The 22965-nt window shown below is 54.9% G+C and carries 24 protein-coding genes; 13 read left to right on the top strand and 11 right to left on the bottom strand.

Annotated features, from left to right (window positions below; all coding sequences use genetic code 11):
- Positions 1-21 precede the first annotated feature (21 nt).
- Genes BW921_RS04340 through BW921_RS04325 form a run of 4 tightly spaced genes read right to left on the bottom strand, consistent with a single transcriptional unit; the run spans position 22 to position 4627 of the window.
- The gene (locus BW921_RS04340; RefSeq protein WP_148688717.1) at positions 22-1719 is read right to left on the bottom strand and encodes an acetolactate synthase large subunit; all 1698 of its coding nucleotides are present in this window, start codon (positions 1717-1719) and stop codon (positions 22-24) included.
- The gene (locus BW921_RS04335) at positions 1712-2983 is read right to left on the bottom strand and encodes an amidohydrolase family protein (RefSeq protein WP_168168742.1); all 1272 of its coding nucleotides are present in this window, start codon (positions 2981-2983) and stop codon (positions 1712-1714) included. Before BW921_RS04335 ends, BW921_RS04340 begins: the two co-directional genes overlap by 8 nt.
- Before the next feature lie 2 nt (positions 2984-2985).
- Positions 2986-3462 carry an HAD family hydrolase gene (locus tag BW921_RS04330; protein ID WP_148688715.1) on the bottom strand — a complete coding sequence of 159 codons (477 nt, stop codon included), beginning with the start codon at positions 3460-3462 and terminating at the stop codon, positions 2986-2988.
- A 4-nt stretch (positions 3463-3466) separates the two neighbouring features.
- A complete protein-coding gene (locus BW921_RS04325) occupies positions 3467-4627 on the bottom strand; it encodes an RNA ligase (protein ID WP_148688714.1) in 1161 nt (386 codons plus the stop codon).
- A gap of 37 nt (positions 4628-4664) precedes the next feature.
- Between BW921_RS04325 and BW921_RS04320 the strand changes: the two genes are divergently transcribed.
- The gene (locus tag BW921_RS04320) at positions 4665-6848 is read left to right on the top strand and encodes a 6-pyruvoyl-tetrahydropterin synthase-related protein (protein WP_168168741.1); all 2184 of its coding nucleotides are present in this window, start codon (positions 4665-4667) and stop codon (positions 6846-6848) included.
- On the opposite strand, the gene BW921_RS04315 is transcribed toward BW921_RS04320, so the two are convergent.
- Both BW921_RS04315 and BW921_RS04310 read right to left on the bottom strand, forming a co-directional pair.
- Positions 6820-7677, bottom strand: coding sequence for a CBS domain-containing protein (locus BW921_RS04315; protein WP_168168740.1), 858 nt, complete (start codon positions 7675-7677; stop codon positions 6820-6822). The genes BW921_RS04320 and BW921_RS04315 overlap by 29 nt on opposite strands.
- 6 nt (positions 7678-7683) lie before the next feature.
- Entirely contained in the window at positions 7684-8274 is a 591-nt protein-coding gene (locus tag BW921_RS04310) for a CBS domain-containing protein (protein WP_232452942.1), read from the bottom strand.
- A 189-nt stretch (positions 8275-8463) separates the two neighbouring features.
- Between BW921_RS04310 and mer the strand changes: the two genes are divergently transcribed.
- Together mer and BW921_RS04300 are read left to right on the top strand one after the other, a co-directional pair.
- Positions 8464-9513, top strand: coding sequence for a 5,10-methylenetetrahydromethanopterin reductase (gene mer / locus BW921_RS04305; RefSeq protein WP_148688710.1), 1050 nt, complete (start codon positions 8464-8466; stop codon positions 9511-9513).
- 129 nt (positions 9514-9642) lie between these two features.
- Entirely contained in the window at positions 9643-10095 is a 453-nt protein-coding gene (locus tag BW921_RS04300; protein WP_236953801.1) for an ASCH domain-containing protein, read from the top strand.
- Here BW921_RS04300 and BW921_RS04295 read toward each other — a convergent pair.
- Positions 10049-10435, bottom strand: coding sequence for a cysteine-rich small domain-containing protein (locus tag BW921_RS04295; protein ID WP_148689311.1), 387 nt, complete (start codon positions 10433-10435; stop codon positions 10049-10051). The two genes, BW921_RS04300 and BW921_RS04295, sit on opposite strands and share 47 nt — an antisense overlap.
- A 79-nt stretch (positions 10436-10514) precedes the next feature.
- On the opposite strand from BW921_RS04295, the gene BW921_RS04290 reads away from it, so the two are divergent.
- Positions 10515-10967, top strand: coding sequence for a universal stress protein (locus tag BW921_RS04290; RefSeq protein WP_148688708.1), 453 nt, complete (start codon positions 10515-10517; stop codon positions 10965-10967).
- A gap of 5 nt (positions 10968-10972) precedes the next feature.
- On the opposite strand, the gene BW921_RS04285 is transcribed toward BW921_RS04290, so the two are convergent.
- On the bottom strand, positions 10973-12895 hold the full coding sequence (locus BW921_RS04285) for a GNAT family N-acetyltransferase (RefSeq protein WP_148688707.1): 1923 nt from the start codon (positions 12893-12895) through the stop codon (positions 10973-10975).
- 31 nt (positions 12896-12926) lie between these two features.
- Here BW921_RS04285 and BW921_RS04280 point away from each other — a divergent pair, with 31 nt between their 5' ends.
- A complete protein-coding gene (locus BW921_RS04280) occupies positions 12927-13625 on the top strand; it encodes an RNA methyltransferase (protein ID WP_236953800.1) in 699 nt (232 codons plus the stop codon).
- On the opposite strand, the gene BW921_RS04275 is transcribed toward BW921_RS04280, so the two are convergent.
- Positions 13622-14059 (bottom strand): hypothetical protein, encoded by a 438-nt coding sequence (locus BW921_RS04275; RefSeq protein WP_148688705.1) that lies wholly within the window; start codon positions 14057-14059, stop codon positions 13622-13624. The two genes, BW921_RS04280 and BW921_RS04275, sit on opposite strands and share 4 nt — an antisense overlap.
- A gap of 91 nt (positions 14060-14150) precedes the next feature.
- Between BW921_RS04275 and BW921_RS04270 the strand changes: the two genes are divergently transcribed.
- From BW921_RS04270 to BW921_RS04235, 8 genes are read left to right on the top strand one after another with little or no spacing between them, the layout of a single operon-like run.
- Positions 14151-15248 carry a DUF1512 domain-containing protein gene (locus BW921_RS04270; protein ID WP_236953799.1) on the top strand — a complete coding sequence of 366 codons (1098 nt, stop codon included), beginning with the start codon at positions 14151-14153 and terminating at the stop codon, positions 15246-15248.
- A 7-nt stretch (positions 15249-15255) separates the two neighbouring features.
- Complete coding sequence (locus BW921_RS04265) at positions 15256-16320, top strand: 60S ribosomal export protein NMD3 (protein ID WP_148688703.1); 1065 nt, start codon at positions 15256-15258, stop codon at positions 16318-16320.
- Between the two features lie 32 nt (positions 16321-16352).
- Positions 16353-17327, top strand: a complete 975-nt coding sequence (locus BW921_RS04260) for a tyrosine--tRNA ligase (RefSeq protein ID WP_148688702.1) — start codon at positions 16353-16355, stop codon at positions 17325-17327.
- Positions 17314-17595, top strand: coding sequence for a hypothetical protein (locus BW921_RS04255; protein ID WP_148688701.1), 282 nt, complete (start codon positions 17314-17316; stop codon positions 17593-17595). Before BW921_RS04260 ends, BW921_RS04255 begins: the two co-directional genes overlap by 14 nt.
- Positions 17588-17923 (top strand): translation initiation factor eIF-1A, encoded by a 336-nt coding sequence (gene eif1A / locus BW921_RS04250; protein WP_088335677.1) that lies wholly within the window; start codon positions 17588-17590, stop codon positions 17921-17923. The genes BW921_RS04255 and eif1A overlap by 8 nt, the downstream gene beginning before the upstream one ends.
- A gap of 2 nt (positions 17924-17925) precedes the next feature.
- On the top strand, positions 17926-18711 hold the full coding sequence (locus BW921_RS04245) for a serine protein kinase RIO (protein ID WP_210400430.1): 786 nt from the start codon (positions 17926-17928) through the stop codon (positions 18709-18711).
- Between the two features lie 4 nt (positions 18712-18715).
- Positions 18716-19324, top strand: coding sequence for a KH domain-containing protein (locus BW921_RS04240; protein ID WP_148688700.1), 609 nt, complete (start codon positions 18716-18718; stop codon positions 19322-19324).
- Between the two features lie 36 nt (positions 19325-19360).
- Positions 19361-20401 (top strand): DNA topoisomerase IV subunit A, encoded by a 1041-nt coding sequence (locus BW921_RS04235; protein WP_148688699.1) that lies wholly within the window; start codon positions 19361-19363, stop codon positions 20399-20401.
- On the opposite strand, the gene BW921_RS04230 is transcribed toward BW921_RS04235, so the two are convergent.
- Together BW921_RS04230 and BW921_RS04225 are read right to left on the bottom strand one after the other, a co-directional pair.
- Positions 20361-21545, bottom strand: coding sequence for a prenyltransferase/squalene oxidase repeat-containing protein (locus tag BW921_RS04230; RefSeq protein ID WP_168168736.1), 1185 nt, complete (start codon positions 21543-21545; stop codon positions 20361-20363). The two genes, BW921_RS04235 and BW921_RS04230, sit on opposite strands and share 41 nt — an antisense overlap.
- A 60-nt stretch (positions 21546-21605) precedes the next feature.
- Entirely contained in the window at positions 21606-22916 is a 1311-nt protein-coding gene (locus tag BW921_RS04225; RefSeq protein ID WP_148688697.1) for a hypothetical protein, read from the bottom strand.
- Positions 22917-22965: the final 49 nt, after the last annotated feature.

Genomic DNA, 22965 nt, shown 5'->3' with positions numbered 1-22965 from the left:
ATCCTTTTTTACGCTTCCTCCTTATTTTTCACCCAAGATGTCGCGCAACTCGCCTCCCGGCGGTACCATAGGGATGATTTCTTTCGGGTCCACAAACACATCCACCACTACCGTGCCCGGAGTCTCGAAAGCTTCCTCCACTGCGGACTCCAGCTCGCTCGGCTCCTCCACGGTGATCCCGGTCGCTCCGTACGACCCCGTCAGTTTCACTATGTCGGTTTTCTCATCGAGTTTCGACTCCGACAACCTTTCGTCATAAAACAGTCTCTGCCACTGTGCTACCATCCCCAGTAGTCTGTTATCCATTACGAAGACTTTCACCTCGATGTCGTTGTCCACGGCCGTGGCTAACTCCTGCGCTGTCATCAAGAATCCGCCGTCTCCTACCACGGCGACCACGGTTTTCTCCGGTGCGGCCACCTTGGCACCGAGCGCGGCCGGGAGACCGAATCCCATGGTCCCTAAACCGCCGGAGGAGATGAACCTGCGCGGTTCTTCCACCGGGAAGTATCGTGCCATCCACATCTGGTTCTGACCTACGTCCGTCGTGAGAATGTAATCCCGATCTCTCAGGGCTTCGTGTAACGCGCGTACGAGCTCACGTGGGCTGATCCGTTGGTCGGACTCCGTGTGTTCCGGAGGCATCTCCACTTCGGCCTTAAGTTCCTCGATTCTCTTCCCCCAGCGCTTACGTTCCCTCAAGTACTTACGCCGCTTCAACTCCTTGATCAGGTCCCTGAGGACTAGCTTCGCATCACCGACTATGGGCACGTCGACTGGAATGTTCTTGCCGATCTCGGCGGGGTCTATGTCGATATGGATGATTTTCGCTCCGGGAGCGAATCCGGAAGGATCTCCCGTAGTCCTATCCGAGAACCTGCACCCTACAGCGAGTAGTACGTCGCACTCCGTTAGCGCGTAGTTCGCAGCCTTAGTGCCGTGCATACCGGCCATACCCAGTGCTAGTGGATGATCCTCTGGAAACGCTCCCTTCCCCATGAGGGTCGTAGCCACCGGGGCACCGAGCAGTTCCGCGAGCTCGATCAGCTCCCGAGTGGCGTTGGATATTACACACCCACCACCTGCCAAGATGACGGGTCGCTCTGCCTCGGCGAGTAACTCCGCTGCCCGTTTGACTTGAACCGGATGGCCGCGCTTGACCACGTTCAATCCCTCGACCTCGACAGTTTTGGGTATCTCGATATCCGCTTCCGCTTCCTGCACGTCCTTAGGTACGTCGATATGAACAGGTCCCGGCCGACCGGTGATAGCTATCTTGAACGCTTCCTTCACGACTTCCGGTATCTCCTCAGGTTTCCCTATTTGGTAGTTGTGTTTAGTGATGGGCATGAACACGCCGACGGCGTCGACCTCCTGGAATGCGTCCTTTCCGATCATGGTAGTGGGAACCTGTCCGGTGATGGCTATTACCGGGGACGAGTCCATGTAAGCTGTGGCAATACCTGTGACTAGGTTCGTCGCCCCTGGTCCCGATGTCGCCATGCATACTCCGGGTTTCCCTTTCACTCTCGCGTACCCATCGGCGGCGTGAGCCGCTCCCTGCTCGTGTCGTACTAGGATATGTTCGATCGAAACCTCGTCGTAGATCTCGTCATAAATCGGTAGGACGGCGCCTCCCGGGTACCCGAAAATGTGCTCGACACCCTCTTCTTTCAAGCACTCGACGAGTACCCTGGCACCCGTGGGCAACTCACTCACCCTCCAATATGACCGGCTTCCCTTCCCGCCGAGATTCCTTGAGGTCGTACACCTTGGTTCCGTCGATCAACTTGATGGGTTCTCCGAACATCCGCATACCGTCGTAGGGGAATTTCCGATCTTCCTCTCCGAACTCTTCGGCCCGGACGACAAACTCCCGCATTCGGACAACCGTTATTCTGGCACGTTTCCCCACCGCTATCTCACCCAGGTCGTCGCGGCCTAGGAGCTCCGCCGGTCGGCGCGTGATCATGGCTATAGCGTCCCTCAGTGGTAAACCTAATCGTTTATGTAACGTGAGAGCCGCTGGCAGGATAACCTCTCCTCCAGTGACTCCTGATGGGATGCCCTCGAACTCGTCCTCGAAGGTGTGTGGGGCGTGATCGGAGGCGAGTACGTCCACGTCCCCTCTTCTCACAGCGCGCAGGAGTCTGAGTCTGTGATGACTACCTCTCAGTGGAGGGTTCACTTTAAACACCGGGTCTTCCGGGTCCACTCGCAGTACGTCGAAAAAGAGATGATGGGGAGTCACGTCTACGGTGATGTCCGCTCCTTTTGCGATCTTTACCGACTCTGGCAGCGTGACGTGAGACAGGTGGATACGGCACGGGTATCTCGCCTTGAGACCGGCCAGGAGCCCTACGGCGGCTGTTTCAGCCTCCGGTGGCCTATTTTTCAAGTGCTCGTAGAGGTTTCGAGCCGGCTTCTCGGCCACCAGCTCGTCGAGCTCGGGATGGAATATTATTAGAGGGCCATCAGGTGGTAATTCCTTGAAGATCTCCGGGAGCGTGCTCCACGGTATCGCAGGCGCGTCAGTGGACGTCGCTAGGAACACTTCTCCGAGCACGTACGTCCCGGCTTCGATGAGTTTCTTGGTACAATGTGGGTCCTTCACGCCCCCGGCTACGATGACCTCGATCTCGGCGTTCTCCCGCGCCAGTTTCTCCTTTTCGTAGTACGCTTCAGGTGTAGTGGGTGCCGGACGCGTGTTCGGCATGTCTACTACGGTGGCGACTCCCCCTAAAAGAAACCTTCTTGTTTCGGTTTTGAACCCAAACGGATAGTCCGGGTGCGGGTCCCGGCAATGCACGTGCAGGTCGATCGGTGCTGGAACAGCTAGCTCCCTTCTTCCTAGTTCCAACGTGAGGTCGGCCTCTTCGTTCAATCTCTTGCCGATCTTAACTATCCAACCATTTTCGATCAGCACCTCGCGCTCTCGTACCCGTCCTCCGATCAAGATCTTACCATTGAGCAGCGCCCGCAACGTTAACACCTCAACGTCGCCCTGAGCGCTTTCGGATCTAAGAGTAGCTCCAGGGCTTCACGTGGCTCTCGCACGACCACGTCTGCACTCAGCAGGGTTTTCGAACACGCTCCCTCCGGACCTATCACGCAGATGCTCAATGCGGCCCTTTTAAGCATCAACTCGTCGTTCGCACCGTTCCCAACGGCAGCGCAGACTTCCGGTCCCAGTTCCTCGATCAGTTCGGCTTTATCCTCCCGCTCGTTCCCGGCGCTTACCCTGTAAATCTCGATGTCCAGTTCGGCACCGTTCAGTTCGTTTTCAACCGTACCGTAAGTATCCGCAGATGCGACGACAACGTGCACGATTTCGGTAAGCTCTTGCAGTGGCTCGACGACGCTTTCGAGCAACTTTCCTCCCGAAGCTATCGTACCGTTGTAATCGAGGACTAGGTGTTCTAGCCGCAGTTCGCCTCGACCTGGGATCTCTACTTCTATCAAACCCCTACAGGACCCCCTCCTCGAGGATTCGTGACACCTTATCACCGGTCCCGAAGTAACGCTTTCGTAGTACCGCACGGACGGTTCCGTCCTCCCTCTTCTCAATGATCTCAAGTGAATGAGTTCCTCCGGTAACCTGGTTCACGAAGTCTTTGTACCGGTCGAACCACTCTTGTGATTCGAAGGTTAGTGGGATTTCTTCGTAGGCTTCGCCTTCCTCCACCACTTGCTCTACGGCTCTCCTCAACCCTTCCACTATCGCCCTCCCTATCTCCGCGCCTCGACGCTTCAGCTCTTCATTCCCCTCACACCATTCAAACGATTGGAATCCCTCTCGGATCGTACGAGTCAGCACGAAATCACGACCTAAGTCGAACGCGAACCTGAACGCCCACTCGATCTCCTCAACGTGCGCCGAGTGTGTCGTGTACTTCAGTGGGGGTAACCTTCGATCCGGATCCTTGATGACGATACCTTCTCGGCCCTCACGATCGAGCTCTCGGACGATCCGGTGGATCTCCTCGACCTCGCCCACCTCGAACTCACCGAAGCACCGGACGCGTTCGAGCCCATACTCGTCAACTCTCAGCTTCTCCTCGTACGACCAGAACCGCCCACTCGGGTCTCGGACATCGAACACGAAGAACCCCACGTCACGGGCTTCTGGGTACTCGCGGGACACGTACGGATTCTCCTTCCCCACGAACTCACCACAGACTACCGTTCTGGGGTAATCCTCGAAGAACTGCTTCAACTCATCCCCGAACATAGTCCGGAGCTTGTGAGTAGTGTACGGGCAGATCAAACCTCCGCGCGTGGCTGCGTACACATCTCCGTCCAGCTCGAACACGCGTACGTTGTGGCCGTTCATTTTTTCTTCTACGATCACTTTACCTGCTTTCCCGAACCTCGACCTGAGAGCCGGCTCAAGCAACAACGCGCGCTCAATCTTGGGAAACCCGCGCAACAACAACCCGTGGCTCGGGACGATCAAAGTTCCCCGCTCGAACCCAGCGAATTCCCGTACGGTTCTGTAGTAGGCGAAGTCCGGGAAAGACGTCCTCACACGTCGGATCGTACCACGCTCTATGGCCTTTTCTACGCGCCATTCCTCCGATTCGAGCATCATCGACAGCTTCTTAACGTCCTTAGAAGGGTCAGCCACGCTCTCACCCCGCGGACGAGGGGGAAGGAAGAGGACGTTGGACCGTAAAGATGTACTGTGTGCACTGGTCGCTTTCGTGGTTGGTACGGTGGTGTCTTCTCCCTCTCTTAACTACGGTTGGAACTGGTTTCCTAGCGGTGCAGACGCGCGCGGACACATGACTAAGGTTTGGATGCTCGAAAAGCTCTGGTCGATGGGCGACGTGCCGTACCCGAAATGGTCAGAATACTGGTACTGTGGGTATCCCTTTCTGTGGTTCTATCCGCCTCTGTCATACTTCATCCCTGCCTTGATTACGCACTTCGTAAAGACGGACGTTCTAACGGCGTGGAAATGGTGGACTTGGCTGGCTTACTCGCTTGCGGGACCGTCGGTGTACGCATCCGCCCGTCTGATGGGTGCCTCACCGTTAGGGTCTCTGATCGCCGCCGTCGCGTACCAGACGTCCTACAATCACATTGAAATTACATTCACTGAAGGTCGGATCCCGACTGTTGCTGCCATCGTCTTCTACGCACTAGTTCCCGGGCTGCTCGTGGCCGTATATCGGAGAGTCTGGGAGCGCAGTCGCTGGGCCGGTTATTTGGCGCTCGTGCTCTCACTGACCGTTCTCACACACCATAGTTCAGGTCTGGCAGCTATAACGGTGTGCCTGGCCTACGTAGCGCTCCGCGTCTTTCGATCCTGGACGTTGTGGGCGGTGGGGAAAGAAGAGCTTCCTTCGATACTCCCGGAAGTACCGGGACACGCGTGGGTGCTTTCCGCGATCTTGCTCTCAGTACTCGCGGTTTCGTGGTGGTTGGTACCCGCCCTTGAGTACCGAACGTACTCCTACACTACCAAGCCGAAGTGGTGGATCAGCATGTCTTCGGTACACGATCCGTGGGAGTTCTTCGTACCGGGTTACTGGAAAACAAGGTATGCTAAATACGTGGGTGCGGTCCAGTTCTTCCTTGGTTGGTCGGGGCTAATCCTCGCGGCACGACGCCGTCCGAGAACTTTCTTCCCCTTTGCGATCATGACAGGCGTGGCACTGCTCCTGTCCTTCGGGCTTGTGCTTCAGAAGCCCATGGAACGGATCGGTTTCGAACCGAAATGGTTTTTGATGTTTTCAGCAGTGATTCTCTGCACATTTGTGGCATTTGTTATTGATAATTTCCGGTCCCTAAGGCGACACGCTGTACTAATAATGATATGTTCAATAATGATGATCGATGCAGCAATCGGTTTAAAATACGCTTATCGTCCAATTCACTACACAGTTTCCGAACTGTCGGCTTTACTGTGGGTGAAGGAGCATACTGGGCCGTGGGATAGGGTAGCAACGGTAGGATATCGGGCACTTTGGGGGATGGAGCCTTACATTACTGGTGCTCCATCAGTTTTCGGATGGTATCGTGAAGGTACTCCAATTCGGGACATTGTCGTACAGTACCAGCGTTCATTCAAGCGTATAGAGCCCAATAAAGCGTTGAAAATAGGGGATGTATTAGGAGTTCGGTTCTTGATATTAAGTTCACGAAAACCATATGCTAAGCGTATGATCAAGGAACTGGAACGCGTCGGTGTGCGACCTATTCGTGATTATCGATGGGTAAGAGTTTACGAGTTTAATCCGATAATAGGGTACGAGATGGATGGTGTTAAATCGGTATTTTTAGGTAATAAATACAGGTATATGAGACTTTGTAAACTGTTGCGATATGATCCTAAATACGCACCAGCGTACGCCTTCACACGAATTCCTAATTGTGACTTGGTACGTTATGCTCATCCACAAGTTGTGGTGATGGATAAACACCCATCACCTGAAGAAGTAAGGGCACTTAAGGAATTTGGAGTTAAGGAAATCCTAGTGCTGGATAGATATCGTAAGTCCAAAACTAAGATGTTCGGGATCAATATAGTTCATGACAGACCGCTTCATATTGCGAAGATGCTACCTAAGAGGAACCTAAAACCGATACGTGTGGACTTGGGACACGCTTGGTTCAAAGTCTATGGGCGTGGGTGGGTATGGGTGAAGGTACCTTACTTCCCCTGCTGGATCCCGGATCGAGGCGTGAGGTTGGGTGGCATTGACAATATGATCTTGCTTCGCGTTCCGAGTCCCACCACCGTCAAATTCGTTTGGAACACTCACCCACTTTGGATTGCTCTTTCGGCTTTCAGCCTCTGTGTTTCATTGTACCTCACATTCTCTCGGCGATGGCGTACATAATATCTCGTTCGGTTATGACCCCTATTACATCGTCACCATCCGTCACCACTAAACTTCCGACGTTAGCCCCCTTCATCGTTAATGCTGCTTCTTCGATATTAACGTCGGGCTCGATTGTGATGACATCTTCCGTCATGGTTTCTTCTACCGGTACATCCATAACTTCTTCAACGGACGCATCAGGTGATGTTTCGGTAGCTATGCTGGAGACGTGATGGAGCACATCAGTAGCGGTCACGAGGCCGCATAACCTCCCGTTTTCAACTACTGGGAGCCTCCGAAACTCTCTGTCAACCATTATCTCCGCGGCTTCGAGTATCGTAATGTCCGATGGGACTGTTTCGGGGTCTTCGGTCATTATCTCTTCAACTTTCGTGTCCTCCAGCACATCGTAAAGATCGGCCATAACGTCACGTTCAGTGATTATGCCTACGAGCTTCTTGTCTTTCACTACAGGTAAAGCCCCAACTTCGAACTCAAACATCGTTCGAACGGCCTTACGGACGGTATCGTATGGGGTGATGACGTAAACTTCAGTTCTCATTAGTGATCTCACAGGCTCGTGGAGTGCCGGAAGAAGCGTGCCCTCATATCGGCGCTCTATTATCTTCCGACGTTCTCCGACCAAGTAGTCTAGCACATCCTTACCCGTCAGAATGCCTACCAGTTCCAGATCGCCCGGTTCCGTCACTGGAATCCGGCGGAACCCGTACCGTATCATCGTGTCGACAGCGCTTTTCACTGTGGCGGTAGGCGGCATCGATACGACGTTCGTGGTGGCTAACCTCATGACGGAGGTGTCTGGTAAACCGGAACGACGCGTCAGCACGGGTGATCACTCCTCGAGTTCCCTGTCTTCGATTTCCCTGCCTAAGACGTCCTCATAACACTCGGGACAAACCCACACTCCGTCGACGAATCGGAGCTCTTCCGAGTAAGTTTCACAGAGATCGCAGACTCCTTCAATAATCTCTGACACCTCCTCTAGTTCCTCTAGCTCTTTCTGGAACTTCTTCATTTCCTCCTCTATGGTCGCCACCAAGTAGGGCTCGACCTGAAGGATATCCTGCATCGTTACGATACCTATCAGTTTACCATCATCATCTACGATCGGAAGCCTTCGAATCCCCTTGTCCACCATCAGTTTCACGGCTTCGTTGACTTCCATGTCCTCCTCGACGGTAATCACCGGTTGAGACATGATATCCCTGGCTATCACCTCGTCGGGATTCTTACCCTGTGATACCACCTTTATCACGAGATCGCGCTCTGTGACGATACCGATAGGCTCGTCTTTCTCGTTCACTATGACCACGCTGCCGATGCCATGTTCCCGCATCTTGTAGGCGATCTCTACTGCGGTTTCCGTGGGACTACCCGTGATCACGTCACGTCTGGCTACCTCGCCTACCGACACGCTGCGCACCAATGAGTGACACCCCCGCGGAGGACGCGCGTCTTCTGCCGTTGTAATAACTCCACCGGTTACGCTTGCGACCACTGTAGAGTTTACCTCAACTCTCGCCGGTGAACGAAGTTACTAACTTCAGTTCGCCCCGCACCGAGACCTTCAGTATTTAAAAGTGAGATCAAATGCTCGGTAGGGGTTTAGATAATGACAGAGGTATCGTTCGGAATCGAGTTACTACCGGACGACAAGCCCACGAAGATCGCCCACCTGATCAAGGTCGCCGAAGACAACGGGTTCGAGTACGCATGGATCTGTGATCACTACAATAACTACTCCTACATGGGAGTCTTAACCCTAGCCGCAGTGATCACTAGCAAGATCAAGCTCGGCCCGGGTATCACCAACCCGTACACCCGGCATCCCTTGGTCACTGCGAGTAATATCGCCACGCTGGACTGGATCTCCGGCGGTCGTGCGGTTATCGGAATTGGTCCCGGAGACAAAGCCACGTTCGACAAGATGGGACTACCGTTCCCGTGTAAGATCCCGATCTGGAACCCCGAAGCCGAGGATGAGGTCGGTCCCGCGACCGCTATCCGTGAGGTCAAGGAGGTGATCTATCAGTACTTGGAAGGCGGACCGGTGGAGTATGAGGGCAAGTACGTCAAGACGGGAACAGCCGACGTGAACGCGCGCTCGATCCAGGGTTCAGAAATTCCGTTCTACATGGGAGCTCAGGGCCCGATCATGTTGAAGACGGCCGGTGAGATTGCGGACGGAGTCCTCGTCAACGCTTCGCACCCGAAGGACTTCGAAGAGGCCGTGCCGAAAATCGAGGAAGGAGCGAAGGAGGCCGGCCGAAGCCTCGACGAGATTGATGTCGCGGCGTACACGTGCTTCTCAATCGACAAGGACGAGGATAAGGCCATCGAGGCTACGAAGATCGTGGTCGCGTTCATCGTGATGGGTTCTCCGGACGTGGTGCTTGAGCGTCATGGTATCGACACGGAGAAGGCCGAGCAGATCGCCGAGGCGATCGGTAAGGGAGACTTCGGCACCGCGATCGGGCTCGTAGACGAGGACATGATCGAAGCCTTCTCTATCGCCGGAGACCCGGACACCGTAGTCGACAAGGTCGAAGAACTACTGAAGTCAGGTGTCACCCAGGTCGTCGTTGGTTCACCGATCGGTCCGGACAAGGAGAAGGCAATCGAGCTCGTAGGACAGGAAGTCATTCCGCACTTCAAGGAGTAACCTCCTTCTGCATCCCACTACCCTCACTATCCCGATCGCCCTCATACCATTTCTTGCCCTACAATAGCTCTTCTCAAAGATTACAAAAACCAGGAACGCACTCCACCACTACGGGTTCTCGGTTTGCCCGTGTGGATGTCGGTAAAGCCGAAATTCGCGGATATGATCCTAGACGGAGTCAAGAACGTCGAAGTTAGAAAGTGGCTACCGGGAACGATCCTCCGAGAACGTACCTGCATCGTGTACGCGTCGAGTCCACTGTGCACCGTGCTCGGCGAGGTTACCATAGAGGAAATCAAGAAGGTGGCGATACAGTCCGAGGAAGATCTCGCTGAGATCGCGGAGTTAGCCAAAGCGTCCGAGGACGAGCTGATGAGGTACCTTGAGGGCTGTGATCACGCGTACCTGATTGCACTGGACGGTCCCGTTAGGTATCCTAACCCTCTTCACCTGGAGGACTTGAGGCATCTCATCAAGGAGCGCTTGAACATGGATTTCCATCCTAACCCGCTGTTCCGAATTGACCAGGAAGTCCTCAACGTCGTGAGGAGTGCTGTCGGTGTTTCCGATAGGCCTCTTTGATACTTTCAAGCACTTTCTCCTTGAGTTCTGGATTTTCTTCTAGTTGTTCTGCACCCCGTAATATGCTCCCGTTTCCCACACTTAACAGTTCTCGAAGTAGCACCTTAGAGGGTTCCGGTCTGTGGATGAGATGACAGTCCTTACAGCTCCAAACTTCTGAGCCGTTCCTGGTCTTAATCCATCCCCCAAGCTCTTCGTCTAGACACGGGTATAAAGGGCAAAAACACCATGTACAGTCTTGACTATCAAAGTGGCACGGGTAGTACTCACATTCCTTATTGGGACCGACGGGCTCACGTACGTTCCTCTCGTCCAGTTTCTCAAAGTGCTTACGGGCCATGGGGTGCAAGGTTTACCCCCCGAGATGAAGCGTTACGGTATTATACGCGGTGAAGCTACGGTAATGGGGGTGTCCTCCAGTGTTTGATAGGATTATGGTACCGACCGACGGGTCGGAAAACGCTAAGCAGGCCGCCAAAGTGGCCATCGAAATCGCCAAGAAAGAAGATGCGACACTGATTGTGATTCACGTGATTCCGCTATGGAGTCCATTGGGTACGAAACCATCGTTTACGCTGCCCGAGGAGATCGTGAAAGAAGCCGAGAAGATCGTCAACGAGATCGCCGAGATGGCTAAGGAGGAAGGCATTGATAATGTCGAAACCCTCGTAGTGGAGTCACCTTCTGTGGTTCAAGGGATCGTTGAGGAGGCTAAGGAGAGGGACGTCGACCTGATCGTGATGGGTACACGAGGCCTCTCCGGAGTTAAGGGTCTCATCTTGGGCAGTACGACTAAGGGTGTATTATCAAGGTCACCCTGCCCGGTACTGGCGATACCGCTCGAAGGTGAGGGGGAGCATGAAGAAGGCTAACTCTTCTACTCCACCCCAACCAACCCATACCCGACGTACACAAGTTTATCCGGCGCTAGCGCATCGATGACCTCGGACCTGTGAGTGATAATTAGTGCGGTAATCTCTAACTCCCTGCACATTTCCGAGAAGCTCCGTGCTACGCGCATGGCGGTCTTCGGATCAAGGTGCGAGCAAAACTCGTCGACTACTATCAGATTAGCCCCCTCCGCTATCATCCTGGCCAGACGAACCCGCTCCTTCTGACCCGGAGACAACCGCTCGTACGGGCTTCGGTACAGCACGGCGTCTGAGATACCGGACCGGTTAAGTATCTCCACAGCGACGTTCACGTCCCCGGTCACCGACCACAGGTCTTCGATGATGGTCACACCTGGGTCGATCTCGGGTTCCACTTCCCCCGGGATCATCGCGGACAGTTCGGTGTTTTCAGGTAGGGAAACCTCTCCCTTGTCGGGTTGGTACATCTCCTTGACCAACTTATCCGCTACCTCTCTAGGGTTAGTACCCATGGAATATAGTGCTCGGGACACTACCGGCGTCGAAAGCTCGCGGATAATGCGCTGACGGACGTTCTCGATGAACTCTTCATGTGCTCCCATGATCATACGGACTAATGTCGTCTTTCCTGCTCCGCTAGGGCCTACCACTACGACCAGTTCGCCGGGCTCGATCCGTAGATTCACGTCCTGAAGCGCGTATTGTTGGATCCTCCGATGAAGAACCCCGAACGCCTCGAGGAGCTTAACGACGTCCTTGGGCAACCCTTTCACGTCGAGCTCCGTGGAGAACATCTTATGGAGTCGCTTCACTTCGATCGGTCCGTCTAAGGGGTCTACCTCGAGTTTTCGCAACCTGGATTTGTATAGTCGGCCGCCGTGCTGTCTCGCTATTTTGTCAGTTTTGATGAACCTCGAAACCTTCCGCTTGGCATTTTCCGACAACGGACGCACGAGGTAAGGTCGGCCTGAGCCGGTATCCCACAAGTATACGAATCCGACGCTCTCGAAGACCGGATGGTATCTGGCCATTTGGGCGATAACTTCGATCAAGTGTTTTTCCGACTTCATTTCCGGGATTCGACGCTCTTTCACCCATCTTACAGCGGCTTGCACCGAGGTTCTCCCAATACCGTCGGCTCGGTACTCCGGATGAACCACGACCCGTGCTATGCGAGCCGCCTTGGTGTCGCAGGCACGTAGGATATCCTCGATGGTCTTACCTCGCTTAGGCTCGAAGGTGGGGTGGAACCAGTTCTTGCTGAAGACTTTTTCCCTGATGTTTCGCTCCACTTTACCGTCGAGACGTCGGTTGAGTTTGGGGATAGGAGGATCCACGCGGACGTATGCCAAGATATCAGGCTCGTACTCCTCGCCGTTCATTAACTCCACTACCATGAACCTGGAAGCGGGTAACGAGCCTCTGATCGTTCTAAGTTCGATCCGCGACGAGCCACACCCAGGGCACTCTTCCGGCTTGAGGTTGGCCCTTATTAAACGTCCACACTCCTTACATTTCCACACTGCCACCACGTCTTTATCGGAGGCGTAATGGTACTGTTCGAGGCTCACAATGGCTTCGAAGTCTTCACGATAGATGGCCTCCCTGGCCCGCAATCTATACTCGTAGACACCACGACCGAGTGTATCCCGCTTCTCTACTTTGGTCTCCATCTCGAACGGTGGCCACACCGGCACCCACTCGTCATCGTACTTCCGCTCCACCTCCACATCATCTTTAAATACGTCGACGGACCGTACACGGTCGACGCCGTGCACCCTGACCCTGGTGCCCTTCGTGAGCCAACCTGCGATAGTTCCGGGCATCCGGAGCTTGAGTTTCCCGTCCTCCGTTTCGATCTCGACTTCCCCGTCCCAGTAGTTGGTCCTTCGCTCCCGAAACTTGTTCACGACCACACCTTCGAGCAAAGACTGCACCCCGGAGGAATCAAGCTTGGACGTGCGGGTGGTACTGGTAGAGCCGAAGTACGACGGGAACGTCGGTCACGTAGCCCGTGTCATGAAAAACTTCGGGGTAAAGGAGCTCTTTTTAGTAAGGCCTAGGTCAGAGCTCGGCGAAGTGGCGATAGCTCGGGCGATGCACGCGCTCGACCTGTTGGAGAACGCGGTGATAGTGGACACGTTGGAGGAGGCTATCGAGGACGTGGAGGCGGCCATAGCGACGACCGCTGTCCTCGCCTCAACACCCGCTAGGAATCCAATGATGCCTTGGGAGGTTAGAGAGACGTTTTCTGACTACGAGAAGATCGCCGTGGTATTCGGGCCCGAAGACAGAGGTCTGAGGACTTGGGAGGTCGAGATTTGCGACGCCACCCTTCATATCCCGACAAGCGAGGAGTACCGTTCCATGAACCTCTCGCATTCCGTGGCCGTAGTACTTTATGAGCTTAAGAAGGTAGAGTATGTGCCTGAACGGTACGGCCGTACTGCCACCAAGCGAGAGAAGGAGGTGCTAGTGAAGTCCTTGGACGACCTCATGAAGACTTTGAACTTCGACAGCACCCGTCGCGAGAACGTATGCACGACTTTCCGGAGGTTTCTCGCCAGAGCAAGATGTACAGATAAAGAAATCAAGGCACTACTGTGGATATTCGAGAAAGCTAAACGGCGTATTCTAGGAGTCAAGAGACAGGACTAGCGGAATACGAATCTGTGAACGTTCACGTATCTGTACCCGAAGACTTTCACCTTGCGATAATATATTACAAACTCTATACACCATATCGCTAGTAAGGCTATGATTATGGGCTTCCACCACGCCGTTAACACAAGCACATTACATCGAAAGGGTGAAATCATTAGATATGGTATTATAGGAGTGAATCCGAACAGTATCGATGCTATCGCATACGGTTGAGGTTCTCCCATGTAGACCTCTGCGAAAGTTGCGGGAGAGTTTGCGCTAACGAGCGCTAGGAAGAGGACGAAAGCGTTTAAAACCATACCGGGATCGGAGGACAGTACGGAGGCGAACGAGATTAGTCCTGACTGCGCACCAGCGAGTATGAGCCCGGCGACCCCCCATAGGGACAACGCCGAGAGTAAGTGAACCGCCGGGTTCTTTAGCGCCAACTCGGGTCCCCCCGCCAACCGGCAACACAGATTCCATCACGTATAAGGGTGACGGAGTCCAGCGACCTTCCATGGGGTGCTGGCGTTGAACGTGGACACGTCATTAGTCGAGAACCTGGTGTATTTTATTGTCTCCATCGTCCTCTTTTGGCTCTTCATTCGGGTCTACTATCAGGTGGTGCTCTTCAGGAGGATAGAGGGAGAAGTAGAACGTATACGGAAAATAGACGAGAAAGTCCAGCAGATGGTAGTGAGGCAGGCCAGATGCGATAGGGAAGAGGCTGAAACACTCGTACAACGGGCTGCAAACCTATTCGTGGTTCAGCCTGTGCAATTGGATCCTCACGGTATTATTGAACGCCTTGAAAACTTGATCGAGCGGAGTGAAGATAAGTTCCGCTCGTACGCAAGAGTACTCACAGGAAAACGCGATGGTGTCGAAGTAGATAACATGAGTATGGCACTTACGTGCGTATTCTCCATCCATGTTATCGCTCAATATCTCCGACACCTGCTGTTGTCAGCCAAGAAAACCAACAACATACAGCTCTTACTTCTAATAACCATGCTATTGCCGACATTTAAACAGTTCGTGAAGAGTAACTACGAGGGTGCGAAAGCATTCCTCAAGTGTGTGCCTATCGGCGACAGCGTCGGCCCCATGGTCGCGGCTAGGCTCATCGGAGACTCACCAGTTCGAGAGGTGGAGAAAGGTACTGTGGCCGCCGAGAAGGAGCTAGAGGGACGCAGATTGGTGATAGTCAAGGCGCATGGGCCCGGTGGTAACTTAGGCAAACTTGGACGTGCCGTAAAGAAACTCGTAAGAGAATACGGTGATGTTTCTAAGATTATAACTATCGACGCCGCACTCAAACTCGAAGGAGAGAAAACAGGCAAAGTCAGCGAGGGCGTGGGAGTAGCCATGGGTGATCCCGGCCATGAGAGCTACAAAATCGAGCAGATCGCGGCCGAGGAAGGCATCGATCTTGATGCGGTGGCTATCAAGATGAGTGCGACGGAAGCTGTCATGCCCATGCCTAAGCCCGTCGTCGACGCCGTGGAAGAAGCCGCCGAACGTGCTCTCGAACTTGCCAAAGAGGCCCCTGAGGACAGCACCGTGATCATCGTAGGAGTCGGCAACACCGTGGGCATTCCCGACAACCGTCTATACGTCCCAGAACGGGGGTGAAGGGTAGCTGATATGTCATCGGTGCGGACGTGAGGTCGATACGACAATAGACGGCCTGTGCCCTGAATGTTACCTGGAAGAACACCCGATTATCGAAGTACCCGAGGGACTGGAGGTCCGAGTCTGTGCGCAGTGTTTAGCACGTTACACCGGGCTGCGCTGGGAAGACCCTCCTGAAAGTGTCGGGAGTACCGAAGAGCTGCTCGTGGAGTACGTGCTTAGGGAGTTAGAAGAAAACCTCCGAACGCTCCCCGATGTGGACGTCCGGATAGAACCTCTAGAGGTTAAGGGTGAACCTGGTGGTCCCGGAACCCGCGTCCTTGTCGAGTTACTCGCCGATAGTGAATGGGAGGTAGGAGAGGAAGTCTTCACCCGGAAGTACCACCTCAGGGTCCCGGTAGTCTTCGCGCTGTGTGATCGGTGCATGAAATTCCGGTCTGGATACTACGAGGCCATACTCCAAGTGCGGTCGCTTCGAGGTAAGCTGACCGAGCGTGAGCGGGAGGAAGTCGAAAACTTCGTGACGGAAGTGGCCGCCTCACTGCTCGAGCGTGATCCTATGGCCTACATCTCTGATGTGGAGTATCCGGATGAGGGTATCGACTTCTACATCGGTTCGCTTAATGCCGCACGCAAGCTCGCCCGCCGCCTCGTCGATGCGTACGGCGGGATCGTAAGGGAGTCGCACAAGCTCGTCGGGTTCGACCGCGAGCGCGGTAAGAGCAAGTACAAAGCCACCATCTCCGTGAGGATACCTCATTTCCGGAAAGGAGATATCCTACTGGTGGATGGCCAGCCTTACCTAGTCACAGGCCTGGGTGAGAGGTGTTCCCTTCGTCATCTCATCAACGGGGAGGTGGTCAAACGTGAGTGGGAGGAGATGAAGGGCGTCGAAGTTCTGAAGCCCGAACCCGCCGTGGTGATCGAAGACACCCCGCCCCGTGTCGTGTTAGAGCGTACGGGTGAAACGGTCGAGTGTTATGAAAGTGATATCGACCTTCACGTCGGACAGCGCGTATACGTGATTCTGCTGAGAGGCGTCGCCGTGATAGTTCCTGAAGAATACCTTTAACGGACGCGGGACGCCGCCAGGGGGTCTCGTCCGTGGACGTCGAGGAGAGGTTGAAACTCGTAACCCGAAACGCCGTCGAGGTCGTAACTGAAGAGGAGCTTCGACAACTTCTAGAGGAAAAAGAAGAACCCGTAGCGTACGTCGGGTTCGAGCCCTCGGGTAAAGTTCACCTCGGCCACAAGCTAGTCATCGACAAGATGATCGATCTCCAAGAGGCCGGTTTCCATGTGATCATACTCCTAGCAGATCTCCACGCATATCTCAACGAGAAAGGCACGTTAGAGGAGGTGCGTGAACTGGCGGATTACAACCGCCGATGCTTCCTGGCGATGGGTTTGGACCCGAACAAGACCGAGTTCGTCCTCGGGTCGGAGTTTCAGCTGGACGAAGACTACGCGCTGGACGTGTACCGGATGGCTCGCCATACTACCATGCGCCGAGCCCGACGCAGCATGGATATGATCGCCAGGAGTGAGGAAAATCCTCCGGTATCCCAGGTCGTTTACCCCCTTATGCAGGCACTGGATATCGTGCACCTGAACGTCGATCTGGCTATCGGTGGGCTCGAACAGCGCAAAATCCACATGTTAGCCCGGGACGTGCTTCCCAAGATAGGTTACGACTCGCCGACGTGCTTACACACCCCGATCATCCACGGGCTCGACGGAGACGAAAAGATGTCCTCAAGCAGGAACAATTTCATCGCCGTCGATGACGAGCCGGAGGTCATCCGAGAGAAGCTTCGTAAGGCGTATTGTCCGGCCCGTGAAGCCGAAGGCAACCCTGTTCTCGAGATCTACCGGTACTTCATATTCCGGGAGTACGATGAGGTTACGATCGAACGTCCGAAGAAATACGGTGGAGACGTCACTTACACCAGCTACGAAGAGCTGGAGCGGGACTTCATCGACGGTGAGCTCCACCCGCTCGACTTGAAGGAAAACGCCGCGAGGTACCTCTCTGAGATCCTGAGACCAGTAAGGAAAGCTATGAGTGCACCATCATAAAGGGGTTGATGGCGACTCGCGACTCGAAGGAGAGCTCGTCCTCGAACTGCCCGCCGAAGTAGCTTCCGGCGTTCTGTGGGAGGGTGGACCCAAAGGTTTCCACCACGAGATCGGTATGCGAGGGAATCGCGTCAGAGTGACGTTCGAGGCTCGGAGCCCTGTGAAGGTGCTGTCCGGTATCGACGCGCTACTGGCGTGCGTCCGAGTTTCCGAGGAAGTACTTAAGCTCGTGAGACCGGCTAAAGACGGGGGTGACGCAGATGGGTAAGCGTATCGACGACGAGACTCTGAAGAAGATCAGACTCCCAAAGGAAGGTGAAATATTTGGAGTCGTGGAGAAAATGTTGGGTAACGACCGAGTGCAGGTGAGGTGTGTCGACGGAAAGACTAGAGTGGCGAGGATACCCGGAAAGATGCGGAAGCGTGTCTGGATCAGGGAGGGAGACGTTGTTCTTGTGAAACCATGGGAATTCCAACCTGAACGCGCCGACGTTACGTGGAGGTATACTAGGGTACAGGTCGACTGGCTGAAGCGCAAGGGTAAATTGGACGAACGAGTGACCGAGCTCCTCGAGGAGATTATACCGGGCGCCTGACTTTGACCGAGGATAAGTATTTCTCCGCGATCGAGGAACTGGAGCCGAAACCAGGAAAGGTCAAAAGACTGGAGAAAACCCTGGAAGACCTGAAGGTAGAAGAGGAAGTCTTCGACCAGTACACCCTAATGACCCTGTACGAGCTGTCCAGGCGTGGGTATATCGACGGGCTCATGGGGTTCGTGAAGACTGGGAAGGAAGCCAACGTCGCCAGGGGAGTCCGTGGCGACGAGCTAGTCGCCGTCAAGATTTACCGCGTCGCTACCAGCGACTTCCGCCGGATGTGGAGGTATATCCGGGGCGATCCCAGATTCGAGAACATCGGGCGAAAACGACACCGTATCGTCTATGCCTGGGCCGAGAAGGAATTCAAGAACTTAACCCGAGCTTACGGGGCCGGTGTAAGGTGTCCTGAGCCGATCGCTCACTTGAACAATGTACTGATTATGGAGTTCATAGGAGATGACGAAGGGAACCCGTACCCGTTGATGAAGGACAATCCTCCGGAGGAAGAATACGCGGAAGACGTTTTCTCGAATATCCTCGATGACTACCGCAGGATGTATCGTAAAGCCGAGATAGTCCACGGCGACCTCAGCGAGTACAACGTCCTCTACCGGGGCGAGGGCGACTACGTGATCATAGATTTCTCCCAAGGGGTCGTGCTGGATCATCCTATCGCCGAAGAGCTGTTGATACGTGATTTGCGGAACCTCATTCGGTTCTTCGAGCGCCTGAGAGTTGACACTCCCACGTTAGAAGAGGTCCTCGAGTACGTCCGGGGGTGAGAACTTGGCGGAGCTGGCCGACGAGTTCTACGAAAGCGCCGAGCGCGTGAAGATCCCTAAAGATCGCGTCGGAGTGCTGATAGGTAAGGACGGCGAGACCAAGCGCTACATCGAAGAAAAGACGGGAGTTGAACTGCGCATAGACAGCAAGACGGGCGATGTCGAGATCCGTCCCACCGAGCGTGTTAAGGATCCGCTCGATCTCATCAAAGCCAAAGAATGTGTGTTGGCCATAGGTCGGGGGTTCTCCCCTGAGCGTGCGTTCCGACTCCTGAGGGAGGAGGACGCAAGTCTCGAAGTAATCGATCTGTACGAGCTTGTCGGCCGCAACCCGAAAGCGTTGGAGCGGCAGAGGGCTAGGATCATAGGTCGAGAGGGGCGCACTCGACAACTTATCGAGGAGCTCAGCGGTGCCGACGTGTCCATCCGCGGCAAGACGGTGGCCCTTATCGGAACACCCAGACAACTTCAGATCGCGAGGAAGGCGATCGAAATGCTCGCCTCGGGTGCTCCGCACGGGCGCGTGTACCGGTTCCTCGAGGACCAGCGTCGCAAGATGAAGCGCGAGAAGCTGCGCCTATGGAAAGACTCGGAGCCCCCCGACATCCTCTAACATCTCGCCCCTCACGGCACCCTAGGGAACCTCAGGATGTCCGAAGCGCTACAACGCCTCCGCGAGTTCGCGAAGCAAGTCATGAAGTGCGTGGAGAAGGACGAACCAGTTCGAATACCGAAGCGTACAACTTCCAACATCCGTTACGATCCCAAGCGTGGAATCTTCACACTCGGTCCTGATAAGCTCGAGCGCCGTCCACGCACCCTGAAAGGCTCCAAGAAGTTAGCCCAGATGCTGAGCGTCGCCGCTTTCGCCAAGGAACTCGTGGAGAAGGGACGCTCCGCTACTCTCAGGGAAATCTACTACACTAGTGAAGGATGGGAAGTCGACTTCAAGGATCAGCGCGAAAGCGATGCGATCGTGGAGGACTTAGAGGCAACGCTAGGCCTCAAGCGTGAAGAGTTTGGTGTATGGCCCGAGGAGGACGGTGCTGCCGTATACGGTGACTTACTAGTTCGGGAGAACCGTGTCGAAATTCACGCCGAGCGAGCCGGGATCAGCGGCTATAACATTCCGCCTAACGTCGACGACGTCGAGATACTGGATTGTGGCGCCGAACGCGTGATCGCCGTCGAGACCATGGGTATGTACCGTAGGCTCGTCCAGGAGCGCGCTCACGAGAAGCTGGACGCGCTGATCGTGGGGCTGAAAGGTCAAGCCGCCCGGGCGACCAGACGATTGCTCCGACGTCTGAACGAGGAATTGGGATTACCAGTGTACGTGTTCACGGACGGGGATCCCTACGGCTGGCACATTTACATGGTAATAAGGAGTGGGAGCGCCAAGGCAGCTCACCTCAACGAGGAGCTCGCGTGCCCCGACGCTAAATTCATCGGCGTCACAGCCACTGACATCGTCGAGTACAACCTCCCCACGGAACCCCTGAAAAAGACCGATTACAAGAGGATAGAGGAGTTACGACGAGATCCGCGGTACGACGACCCGTTCTGGAAGAAAGAACTTGATTTGTTGGAAAAACTCGGAAAGAAGGCCGAGCAGCAGGCGTTCGCGAAGTATTCCTTGGACTACGTCGTCAAGGAATACCTGCCCGCCAAGCTCGACGAGCTGGAATGAACGCCAGCGCCAGCACTGCCAACGGTGATACCGGTACTCCGCCTCTCTTGGCCTTCTGCAGCCACGCACCCAGTGCGGCTAGACACCAACCCGTACAGTACGCCCTCATCGGGTTTTCCTGCGGCTTCGATGGGTCGTTCATCGTAGGCCAGAACCACGCTCCCTCTGATTGGCTCCTCGTGTTCAGTAGGAACTCCACGGCTTTTTTCACTCGGTCGTCGTTCGGGTCGGCTCCCGTCAGCATCAACGCGAACAACACTCGCGCCGTCTTGTGTGGACACGGAGCTGCGGTTCCTTCCGGACCGTACTCACTGTCGTACACCGACGTGTGAGCAGCGAACGCACCATCCTTACGCTGGAACCCTAGCACTCCCTCCTGCAGCTTCGGCACGAAACCACGGTAATACTTGTTACCCGAGAAGTAGAACGCCAGCATGTCCCAAGCCGTGAAGTCGATCTTCGGCCCGTTGCTGGAGATCATCCCACCTAAAGGCGACTTCCCTAGATGACTTTCGATGTACTTAAGGCCACTTTCGATGCGCTTGTCACTGGGTCCGTACCTCCCGGACCACTCCGCCAACCATACGACGAGTCCTGTACACCGCCCCGGGTTCTGCCACGAACCCGGGCCGAAGTTGCTCCATGATCCGTCGTCGTTTTGCATACTCAGCAGCTTTCTTAGGGCTTCATCGATGAATTTACTCACACCGTATTTTTCAGCGATATCCGGGAACTTCTTCTCGACAGCGATGAGACCCATCAGCGCGTGAACGGTGTACATCGGCATGTACTCTTCCCTTCCTCCTCTGTTAGGGTAATCCCAGAACATCTTTCTGTTGTCGTCCCAACACTTCTTCAGGAACTCGACGCCGTGGTCCACGGCCTCTCGTACTTTACTTTGTTGACCCTTAGGGAGCTTATCATATACTTCGCACAATCCCAGTAGGACCACCCCGGTGTCCATTGCGGAGGATTTCTGGGTCCCCTCGTACAACCAACCGCCGTCCGGTTGCTGGTTCTTAAGGAGCCAATCCACTGCCTGCTCGCAGCGCTGTTGGACATCACTCACGAGGTCCGCCTCGACCGCGCCCAACAAGCAGAGGGCAGCGACGAGAGATAGTATCCCACCATGAACTAACCTCACACCATGCACCCCCGTTCGGGATCGTAAGTGATGAAGAAACACAAAAAGAAGGACTTTGGGCTAGCGGCGCCGGAGGACTGCCAGCGCCGCCAGCAGTCCGACCAGTACCGCTACTGGGTTCACCGGGACTTTCTTCCTTTCAAGTTTCTCCACGACGTTGAACAGCTCGCCCACGGCCCAGTCCTTGACCGCCGGTGCGCACTCCAGTGGGTTCGACTCGAACTTAGCCTTAGTGATCCCCACATCGGCCCACGCGTTCAGCTTGTCCAACACGTTCTCGACGGTCTTCGCGTTCTCCTCGACCTTGTCGCACGCCAGCTTGAGGTCGCTCTCGGCCGGTGGGAAGAAGTGTCCGTACTGGTGCACGTACTCTTCGTAGGTAGCCCAAACGTCCTCGATGTTAAACAGGATCGCGAACGCCAGGGCATCCTCGGATAGCTTCTGTCCGTACACGTCATTACCGCTCTTGAACATCTCGATCACTTTCTTCATATCTTCTACCGTGAAGCCACCCTCGTGCGGCTGGTACTGGCCACCCTCCATATAGGTCTCCACGAAGTTGTCGCCGAGCCCGAAATGCTTGGCCTCTAAGTCGATCAGCTCGATCACGCGATCCGGTGTCAAATCGTCGGTACCGAACACTACCTTGATTAGGTTGTTTTTAATCACGTTAGTCACGTCCTCCGGACTCTCGCACTTGCTGAAGTCCAGCTCGATCGGGTCGTCGTTACCGTAGACGCCCGCCGGTATCGTCACCTTACCCACGTTTTCGGCGATTTGAGCCGCTTTGTTCGTCTCGTTGAAGACGGCCCGCCAGTTCTCGGACACGACCAGTCCTAGAACCGCCAGCACACGCGACGCGATGGCTGTCTTCAGGTTCTCGTCACCCTTGTGGGCTTCCCAGTCTTCCCAGGTCTCTCCGACCTTCTCAACTGCTCCCTCCCATGCGTGGGTCTCCTCGTGGACCTTCAGCGCGTAATCAGCCGGCTCCTGCGCCAGATCGGCGACCACCTTTACTCGCTCGAACCAGTTCTCACCCAGTTCGTGAATGCCGTAGATCAGCGCCCTGAAGTCTCCCGGACCGACCTCGGTCCACGACTCGGATTCGGCTACGTCCGTGCCCTGGAACACCTTACTGATAACATCCTTATCGTCCTTGAACGCCATGTACGGGTACGCCGTGGGTACCACCTTGAGACCGCACGGTGGCTGGAAGCCGCCGATGATGTTTAGAGAATCCCTGACTCCTTCCCCGTACTCCTCTATCTTAGCAGCGGCGGAGTACGCCTCCTTGTACTCCTGAAGGTCCGCAGCGGCGCCAGTTAGCAACACCATCGCGGCGACGGCGACTATGGAGTACAACTTAGACACTACAGTGTCACCCCCCCTATGCTACCTAAGGCGGTAATATTATTACCTT

This window comes from Methanopyrus sp. SNP6 (assembly GCF_002201895.1).
GTDB lineage: Archaea > JAADCQ01 > Methanopyri > Methanopyrales > Methanopyraceae > Methanopyrus.
This window is presented reverse-complemented; position numbering and strand designations above follow the sequence as displayed.